Annotated in this window: 9 protein-coding genes; 3 read left to right on the forward strand and 6 right to left on the reverse strand. The window is 44.6% G+C overall.

What is annotated here, in order from left to right:
• Positions 1 to 749 precede the first annotated feature (749 nt).
• The 3 genes from HP568_RS18440 to HP568_RS18450 all read left to right on the forward strand — a co-directional run bounded on the left by HP568_RS18440 (position 750) and on the right by HP568_RS18450 (position 2,510).
• On the forward strand, positions 750 to 1,379 hold the full coding sequence (locus HP568_RS18440) for a hypothetical protein (RefSeq protein ID WP_173629878.1): 630 nt from the start codon (positions 750 to 752) through the stop codon (positions 1,377 to 1,379).
• Positions 1,380 to 1,531: 152 nt separating this feature from the next.
• Positions 1,532 to 1,906 (forward strand): hypothetical protein, encoded by a 375-nt coding sequence (locus tag HP568_RS18445; protein ID WP_235617491.1) that lies wholly within the window; start codon positions 1,532 to 1,534, stop codon positions 1,904 to 1,906.
• A gap of 319 nt (positions 1,907 to 2,225) precedes the next feature.
• On the forward strand, positions 2,226 to 2,510 hold the full coding sequence (locus HP568_RS18450) for a DDE-type integrase/transposase/recombinase (protein ID WP_375154941.1): 285 nt from the start codon (positions 2,226 to 2,228) through the stop codon (positions 2,508 to 2,510).
• Positions 2,511 to 2,578: 68 nt separating this feature from the next.
• Here HP568_RS18450 and glnA read toward each other — a convergent pair whose 3' ends face one another.
• From glnA to HP568_RS18480, 6 genes are all read right to left on the reverse strand, one after another.
• Complete coding sequence (gene glnA, locus HP568_RS18455) at positions 2,579 to 3,913, reverse strand: type I glutamate--ammonia ligase (protein WP_048033359.1); 1,335 nt, start codon at positions 3,911 to 3,913, stop codon at positions 2,579 to 2,581.
• A gap of 35 nt (positions 3,914 to 3,948) precedes the next feature.
• Positions 3,949 to 4,359, reverse strand: coding sequence for a MerR family transcriptional regulator (locus HP568_RS18460; protein WP_007719086.1), 411 nt, complete (start codon positions 4,357 to 4,359; stop codon positions 3,949 to 3,951).
• 168 nt (positions 4,360 to 4,527) lie between these two features.
• Positions 4,528 to 5,805, reverse strand: a complete 1,278-nt coding sequence (locus HP568_RS18465; RefSeq protein ID WP_048033360.1) for a methionine gamma-lyase family protein — start codon at positions 5,803 to 5,805, stop codon at positions 4,528 to 4,530.
• A gap of 7 nt (positions 5,806 to 5,812) precedes the next feature.
• Positions 5,813 to 7,105 carry a GTPase HflX gene (gene hflX / locus HP568_RS18470; RefSeq protein ID WP_048033361.1) on the reverse strand — a complete coding sequence of 431 codons (1,293 nt, stop codon included), beginning with the start codon at positions 7,103 to 7,105 and terminating at the stop codon, positions 5,813 to 5,815.
• 87 nt (positions 7,106 to 7,192) lie between these two features.
• On the reverse strand, positions 7,193 to 8,110 hold the full coding sequence (locus tag HP568_RS18475) for an RNA ligase family protein (RefSeq protein WP_173629881.1): 918 nt from the start codon (positions 8,108 to 8,110) through the stop codon (positions 7,193 to 7,195).
• Between the two features lie 286 nt (positions 8,111 to 8,396).
• Positions 8,397 to 8,840: a hypothetical protein gene (locus HP568_RS18480; RefSeq protein WP_173629882.1), complete on the reverse strand. Its 444-nt coding sequence runs from the start codon at positions 8,838 to 8,840 to the stop codon at positions 8,397 to 8,399.
• Positions 8,841 to 8,882: the final 42 nt, after the last annotated feature.

Below are 8,882 nucleotides of genomic sequence, written 5' to 3' on the forward strand. Positions count from 1 at the left end.
TACCTGTTTCTGGAGAAATAAGATTTACAAACCCGTAATGTGTAACAAGATTGTCGTAACGGCTACAGACTCATTAGAAGCAACGACCGTCCGCACGTTCTCCTTAACCCGCTCCGTGACGAAAACACGTCTCAAGACATGGACAAGCTTGATAACTACATGGAAAGTGTGTACTCAGAAACAAATAGTGGGCAAACCGTGGGCAAAAATGTTAAACCTCTTAAAAAATGAAATTTGCACACAAATTGAAAAACCCCCTCGCACCTACAGGCACAAGGGGTTTCGCTTATTAGTAAGCAGTCATGTATTGCTCGCGCTCCCAATCGTGAACACGTGTGCGGAACATATTCTTGGCTTTCAATTGGTTTTAATACCCCCTAGAAATCGCATAAAATCAACCGTTTCACCTAGTGTTGTTTCAAATGACATCAAATCTTTTCATCATTTTGTGGTAGAAAAGCCCGATATAATGCTGCTTAGAGCCCTTCAACATTGGAGGGCTCTTGTCTTCATTTAGTATTTGTTTTTTCTATTATGCTTGTTTGTTAATAGGATCACGAACCCCTCCCGCTTTTATCCAAGCAGTTAATCTACTGAGTTGAAAGGAACCACGCTCGCTGCTTCCTAATTGTCATTGTCGGCTCAAGCTCTCCAAGCACAAAACAATCCAGTTATATACATTAATTGGAAATATATGTTATGATGATTCCGGTATTGAAAATTGCGTTAAATATACTAGGGGGAAGAGAATGAATATTAAGTCTTTTTCTATCGCAACTGTCTTACTTAGCAGTTTAGTAGTATCTGGGGCTGGTTCTGCCTTCGCAGTATCTCAAGGTGAGCCTATTAAAATAGGTAAACTAAAAATTGTTGAACATGTATATGAGAACCCAGTAGAGTATGATTTTACAAATGCCCTTTCAAAGAGTGATTCATCTAAGATTGGTCCCTTAGGCAATGATATGACTGGCAAAGTGTATGAACAGTCTAAGAAGGACCTATACAAATCAAAATCTTATGAAGCTGATATTGAGAACGATAGTAACGAGAACGATACCTTTTCAAGGAAGGTTACAAGAAAAACATTTCTGACCGGAAAAATAGGTCTGGAAGCCGAGTCGAAAGTCAACTGGAGGTTAATAGAGGGAAAAGTGGGGATTAATGCAGAAGTTTCATTTGGAAAAGAAGACACTATAGAAACAACCCACAGTTGGGTCATACCAAAGCGTACAATTACAACTGTTGAATACGGATCAAAAGCCGTAAAAACAACTGGAAACATAGTCGAATATTTTCAAGGCAGAGTAGTAGATTCTAACTACGTTAACGTCAAATACTCGTACAAAGAGTATTCTAGTAAAAAATCAAAAGATCTATGATCCGATCTCTCCATATCCTTCTCCTTCTGTTCATCGTTCTTCTTAGTGGCTGTAACGAGAGTAGTTCATCAGTAACAGTCCCTAAAGAGAAGTCATATGTAAGCGTCTACGATTATTTCGAAGAAATTACTGGTGAGAATTTGAAAACATCCGTGCTTCAAATAACAAAAAACGGTAATTCAGCAGAACTTACATTACGAATCTTAATTTCGGACGAATTGAGAGAAAAAATGATGCATACAGAAAAACCCATTTACTTTACGTTTGCAGATATGCCAGGTAACGAGACCATTAAAAGTTTGCTTGCTGAGACTCCTTCACACGTTCAAATTGAGTTAAACAGTAAAGAGAATCGGTATACGATTTCGCAACAGCTAAAGCTAAAAGAAAATTTGACAGAAGCTGATAACCAGGCGCTACTGTCTCCTGCTAATTACCGATTTCAGGTCATAAACGAAGAAGAGCTCTCTGTAGCTAGTTTTATGGGTTTAGAATATTCGCTACTTCCTGAAGATAATCAGAAGTAGCGAATCGTTGGCTACGAATTGTACCTCGTAGTCAAATAAAGTATTTGTTTCGTGTACCCGCAAATTCCGTAGACAAAAGTTAAAAACCCGTCTCCTTAAATGAAGTGCACCCCTTAAAGTAGACATTGGAAAACCCCTACGGTTTACCGATGAAAACTTTAGGGGGTGTATTTTTATGCCAGCAAAGAATGGGCAGAAGTTTAAGCATTATAGTGAATAACTTAAGTTGCACGCAATTCAGATGAGATTAAAGGGTGTTTCCAAACGGGTGATATTGCAAGAATTGAAAATTCATGATGAGGACCGACTAAAGGTCTGGATGCGGAAGTATAGGAAACTCGGAGAGGACAATCAATTGGTCCTACAGACCTTTGAGAAAGCTTTTGAAAAGACGAAAGGCGTGACTGGACTGATCGTTCACAGCGATCAAGGATTCCAATACACGTCCTACGCTTACCACGACATGCTGCCAAAGGTTGGCGCCCAAATCAGCATGTCTAGAAGAGGCAACTGTTATGACAATGCCTCGATGGAGAGCTTCCGCCCGCAGAGAAAATTAAAAAAGCTGACGCCTGTTGAATTCAGACGCCAGCTAGTGGCTTAACGGCCCGTTTTTTTCTTACTGTCCACTAAACGGGGCCTTGACCATAAAGGCACAAGGGGTTTCGCTTATTAATAAGCAGTCATGTATTGCTCGCGCTCCCAATCGTGAACGCGTGTGCGGAACATATCCCACTCAATTTCTTTCGCTTCAATAAAGTGCACCAATGCGTGCTCGCCCAACGCTTCGCAAATCACCGGATCTGCTTTCAGGCACTCGATTGCTTCCTTCAAAGTAGCAGGCAAGTTCTCGATTCCGTTGGCTTCGCGGTCTTGCTCGGTCATCACGTAGATGTTGCGATCAATAGCAGCAGGTGGCGTAAGCTTGTTTTTGATTCCGTCCAAACCAGCTTTCAGCATAACTGCCAACGCCAAGTATGGGTTCGTTGCTGGGTCTGGGCTACGTACTTCAATACGCGTGCTCAAGCCTCTGGAAGCAGGGATACGGATCAATGGAGAACGGTTTTTCGCAGACCAAGCTACGTAGCAAGGAGCCTCGTAACCAGGAACCAAACGCTTGTAAGAGTTTACGAGCGGGTTCGTGATCGCCGTAAAGCTGCGAGCATGCTGCAAAATACCTGCCAGATAATGCTTCGCTGTTTGGCTCAGTCCCATTACATCAGACTCGTCATAGAAAGCATTTTCTTTACCACGGAACAGCGATTGGTTCGCGTGCATACCGGAACCAGCTACACCATACAGCGGTTTTGGCATGAACGTGGCATGCAGACCGTGTTTTTGTGCGATCGTTTTAACAACCAGTTTGAACGTCAAGATTTGGTCAGCTGCTTGGAGTGCATTTGCATACTTGAAGTCGATTTCGTGTTGACCTGGAGCTACCTCGTGGTGAGATGCTTCCACTTCAAAGCCCATTTTCTCCAACGTCAATACGATATCACGACGGCAGTTTTCACCGGAGTCGAGTGGAGCAAAGTCGAAGTATCCGCCTTGGTCGTTCAGATCCAGCGTTGGCTCACCTTTTGCATCCAGCTTGAATAGGAAAAACTCAGGCTCTGGACCTACGTTGAAAGCTGTGAAGCCCATTTCTTCGGCTTCTTTCAAGGCACGCTTCAGGATGTAGCGCGGATCTCCTTCGAATGGAGAGCCATCTGGCATGTGGATATCACAGATCAGACGTGCAATTTTACCAAACTCATTGCCCCACGGGAATACAACCCATGTATCCAGATCAGGTACCAGGTACATATCGGATTCCTCGATGCGAACGAAGCCTTCGATGGAAGAACCATCAAACATCATTTTGCCATCGAGTGCTTTTGGCAATTGGGACAGCGGGATTTCTACGTTTTTAATGATCCCCATCAGGTCGGTAAACTGCAGTCGGATATACCTTACGTCCTCTTCTTGGGCCATGCGCATGATGTCTTCTCTTGTAAACTTGCTCACATTTCTCTCCTCCTGTCTCTATATCAGCTTTCTATCTAGTGGAAGAAGCGGGAAAGCTCTCCACGTATCAATGCACCCTCGCCATGGCGAGTGGCATCGCGATACATAATCTGTTGCCTTAGGAGCTGATGCAGCTCTTTGTCGGACATGTCCTTGCGTTTCTCTTCGGACGTCGTCGTAATCTCTGTTTGTTCCAAAGCAGGCTCTTGCATTTGCAGGACTTGCTTGATCCCAGCAATATTCAGTCCTTTTTCAATCAGAGCCTTAATCTCCAACAAGCGATCTACGTCGTTGAAAGAAAAGAGCCTCTGCTTCCCTTCTGTGCGGGCGGGCTGAATCAGGTCGTTTTGTTCGTAATAACGGATTTGCCTCGCAGTGAGATCCGTCAGCTTCATGACGATCCCAATGGGAAAGAGGGCCATATTCCGGCGAAGGTCATCACTCATGACTTGTCCCTCCTGTTTCGTATTTCTTAGTCTTATTCTATTTTATAACAAAATCCCTGTCAATAGATGTTAGATAATATTACACAGAAAGTTATGTACGTTTTTTTACATGAAATAACGGCATCCTCCTTCATCCAGAGAATGCCGTTCAATCCTTGCGATTTTATCCTATTCACCCGGTATTTCGAGTAAGCCTTTTTCCAGCATCCCGTTCAACGCCGTCAAAATCCCCACTTTTACGTGCGAGTACGTCAACCCGCCTTGAACGAAGCCCAAGTACGGTGGACGAATCGGGCCATCTGCTGAGAATTCAATGCTCGCCCCTTGAATAAACGTACCTGCTGCCATAATCACAGGATCAGCATATCCAGGCATTTCGCTTGGATATGGAGTGACGTGTGAATCAACTGGTGCTGCTTTTTGTATCCCTTGGCAAAACGTAATCAGTCGTTCCGCACTGCCGAATTCCACGGATTGAATCAGGTCAGTCCGCGGCTCATGCCACAGTGGATTTGTTTTGAAGCCCAGACGTTCCAGCATTGCCGAAGAGAATACCGCTCCCTTTAAAGCTTCTCCCACTACGTGTGGAGCCAAGAAAAAGCCTTGGTACATCTCCAGTAGCGAATAGAGCGATGCACCACCCTCTGCGCCAATTCCCGGTGCTGCCATCCGATACGAAGCAAGCTGAACCAAATCCTCGCGTCCTACTATATAACCACCTGTTTTGACTAGGCCGCCACCCGGGTTTTTGATGAGAGAGCCTGCCATGATGTCTGCACCTACGTGCAATGGCTCTTGCTCCTCCGTGAACTCTCCGTAGCAGTTATCTACAAATACGATCAGATCAGGCTTGATTTCTTTTACAACCCGAATCATTTCTTGGATTTTCGCAATGGTGAAAGAAGGTCGATCTGCATAGCCTCGCGAACGTTGAATCCCAATGACCTTCGTCTTTGGTGTAATCGCTTGTGCAACTGCGACAAAATCAATTTCACCTTCTGGCGTCAAAGGCACATAGCTGTAGCCGATGCCATAATCCTTGAGTGAGCCTTGCCCTTCTCCGCGCACACCTACTACTTCTTCAAGCGTATCGTACGGTTTGCCCGTAATATAGAGAAGATCGTCGCCTGGACGAAGAATGCCAAACAAAGAAATTGCGATCGCATGCGTACCCGAGATTATATGGTTACGCACCAATGCCGCTTCTCCACCAAACACCTCGGCGTAAATCGATTCTAACGTTGCACGTCCAGAATCATCATAGCCATAGCCAGTGGATGTTGAAAAATGAAATTCATTGACTTCATGCTTTTGGAAGGAACGCAATACTTTCAGTTGATTCGTATCCACCAAAGCAGAAATTTGACGATGTCTCTCTGAGATCGTCGCTTCTACCTCCATTACGAGGGGGCGAAGCTTTTCTCCATGGGAAAAATATGAAAACATCTGTTACTTACCAACTCTCTTCAACAGTCTCTGGTTTATCCAGGAGGAAAGGAGCAATCTTGCCGTATATCGGATTATCCTTGTTCACACGGACGGTGATCAAGTAGGCCGCTTCCTCTTCATTAAATTCTTGTTCCATCTCTACCCCATCCCGATGCAGAAGGGAGAGAATGTCTCCGCGCTCAACAGGAACGCGCAGCTTCATCTCATTGAAAGATTGCAGAGCAAATGACTCAATCCGGCTGAGCAGTTGCTTCAGGTCATCTTCCCGCATGGCAGAAATCAGAATCGATTCGTCTGCACGCGGCAAGTAAGAACCCTCTGCAAGCATATCTGCCTTGTTGAAAACGACTAGCTGCGGAATTTCTTCTGCTTTTAGCTCGCGCAAAATCTTGTCTACAACTTCCATGTGTACTTGAAAATCAGGGTGATGACTATCCACCACATGCAGGATGAGGTCCGCTTCCTTCACACCTTCCAGTGTCGAACGGAATGCAGCGACCAGACTCGTTGGCAAGTCCTGAATAAAACCAACCGTATCTGTTAAAAGCACATCGAGTCCGCTCGGCAACTCCAATTGCCTAGTCGTCGGGTCTAAAGTGGCAAACAGTTTGTCTTCCTGCAACGTGTTTGCATTCGTAAGCTTGTTGAGGATCGTCGACTTCCCAGCATTCGTATAACCGACCAACGCAATCTGGAACACATTGTTTTTCTTCCGACGCTCCCGATGCAATTGTCTCGTCCGAACGGTATCCTCTAATTGTTGCTTGAGTTCACTGATCCGCTTGCGAATATGACGACGGTCACTTTCCAGCTTGGTTTCACCCGGACCACGCGTACCGATACCGCCTCCGAGACGGGAAAGCTGTTTCCCTTGCCCGGCAAGCCGCGGCAGCAAGTAGTTGTACTGCGCCAGCTCTACCTGGATTTTCCCTTCGCGCGACTGTGCACGTCCTGCGAAAATATCCAAAATGAGCTGCGTGCGATCAATCACTTTGCAATCAAAAACTTTATCCAAATTACGAGTCTGACTCGGAGACAACTCATCGTTGAAAATGATGACGTCCACATCCAGTTCTTCGGCTCTCTGCGCGATTTCATCAATTTTTCCTGTCCCCAAATACCAGGCAGAATCAACCCGGTCCCGATTTTGCGTGATGACGTCCAATACTTCTACACCAGCAGTATCGGCCAGCTCATGCAATTCTTCCATGGAAAGACGGGTTCTTTCTTCATCCCGGTTATCTAAATAGCAACCAACCAGTATGGCTGTTTCTTGCGTTTTGATCAGATCGTTCACCGATTCACGCCCCTTCATGCACTATCATACCACATTTTGCCCAAAACGTTACGACAGCGGGGCACGTCAACTGAAATCAACTTTTAGTCATGGGTTACCTGCCGCTTTCTCCGAGAAAATCTCCTTCACAAAAAGCGGAATCACTTTGCTAATCACTTTGCGGAGCTCCTTCTCATCATATCCATCAGGCAGGGCATCCGCCTCTTCCTTGAGGAGATCTTCATAAATGCGGAGATTCAGATTTTTCAGGATAACCCCCATGTCTTTTACGTCAAATGTCTCTTCCAGTACACCTTCATCAATCAATTTGTAGAGAAACTTCTCCACACGTGCGAGCGTCACATACTGCTCTACAAACAACACTTCTTCCGATTTCGGTTGATTCGGGTCTTTCGGTGGCTTTTGACGTTTGACTTCACAAAATACATCCGTGACGATTTTGACAAATAGCTGCCGTCCAAAATGATCCCGGTAATCGGCATTTTTCACGACAATGCCCTCACCGATTTCTTCATCCCGAAGCTTGCCACCTAGCGCTGTTTTGCCGACAAACGATTTGAGATGCTCTTCCCCTTGGTATTCCCCCCGATAAAAGACCGGCACGAGATGCAAGCCAAGCCGCTGCGCTTCCCTTTCCACGATAGGGAAATCCACATATTCGCAGGCAGCGGTATCGTACATATCAAATATAATGAACTGCTTTTCATACTGAGGATATTTGATTTTATGCGGATTCAACCACTCTCCGAAGTAAACCATGCCCGCCACGATTTCCTCTTTCGGGAGCTGTTGTGTCCATTGGAAAAAGCCGTGCAGATTCTCTTCCTCATGCAATTCCATATTTCGAGAGAATGCCCGGATGCAGTTTGTTTCTTCATCGTATCGAAAGCTTGCATTCGCTCCGTCAAGCTTTTCTTGAATGATAATGGAATCGCCTTCCTTGAATACACCTTCTGTCGTTTGATGGCCGAGACGTATGATGTCCGTATATTTCTTTTGCTCCATCTTGTTCCTCCGCATGTTTGGTAAAGCCCTTTATTTTGGAAGATTATATCATATTGTGGAATTTCCGACAGGAATCGTTGAAGATAACAAAACGACCATCACTCTTTGTTTACGGAGTAATGGTCGTTTTATCTGACTTGCTATCATTCTTTGGGAAGTGCCACTCTGCTTCGTAGTTTGTACTGTCATTCGACTTCGTTTCATCATTTTCTATGACTAACAGACTTTTTTTATCTGTATCTTTTACAATGACATATCCTACATAGCTAAAAGTAGTCTATCGAGATTACCAAGTATAATTGCTGAGTCCAGCACTTGCATTTTGGTTTTGAGAGACATTTAGCTCGATGTAATAGAGCGTACCCGACTCTAACCAAACATCTTTTGTTGCGCTTCTAATACCATTATAGGAATCCTCGTAATTAATACTAACCGAAGCGACTTCTTGATCAAATCCCCAGCTAACCACTTTCATGACACGAGCGGTAGCGGAAGTTACATTGTTTTCTATAGTAAGATTGATACGGCCATATTGCCCAGCACCGTTAATATTACTACTTTTGGCTGACTGCCCTTTTTTCGCATCGGCATAAGTTTGTTGAGGAGTGATACTAGCAACCTCTGCTTGAGAATCTGCAACATTTGCCTTGGAAATATTAACCGGGAACAGTCCAACAATTCCAGTGAGTGCTAGGGTACTTGCTAATACAACCTTGCTGATTTTTGACATAACTACACCTCATTTCGAATTTTAAGGATATTACTTAAGCTA

It is taken from the genome of Brevibacillus sp. MS2.2, assembly GCF_013284345.1.
In the GTDB taxonomy this organism is placed as follows: domain Bacteria; phylum Bacillota; class Bacilli; order Brevibacillales; family Brevibacillaceae; genus Brevibacillus; species Brevibacillus brevis_C.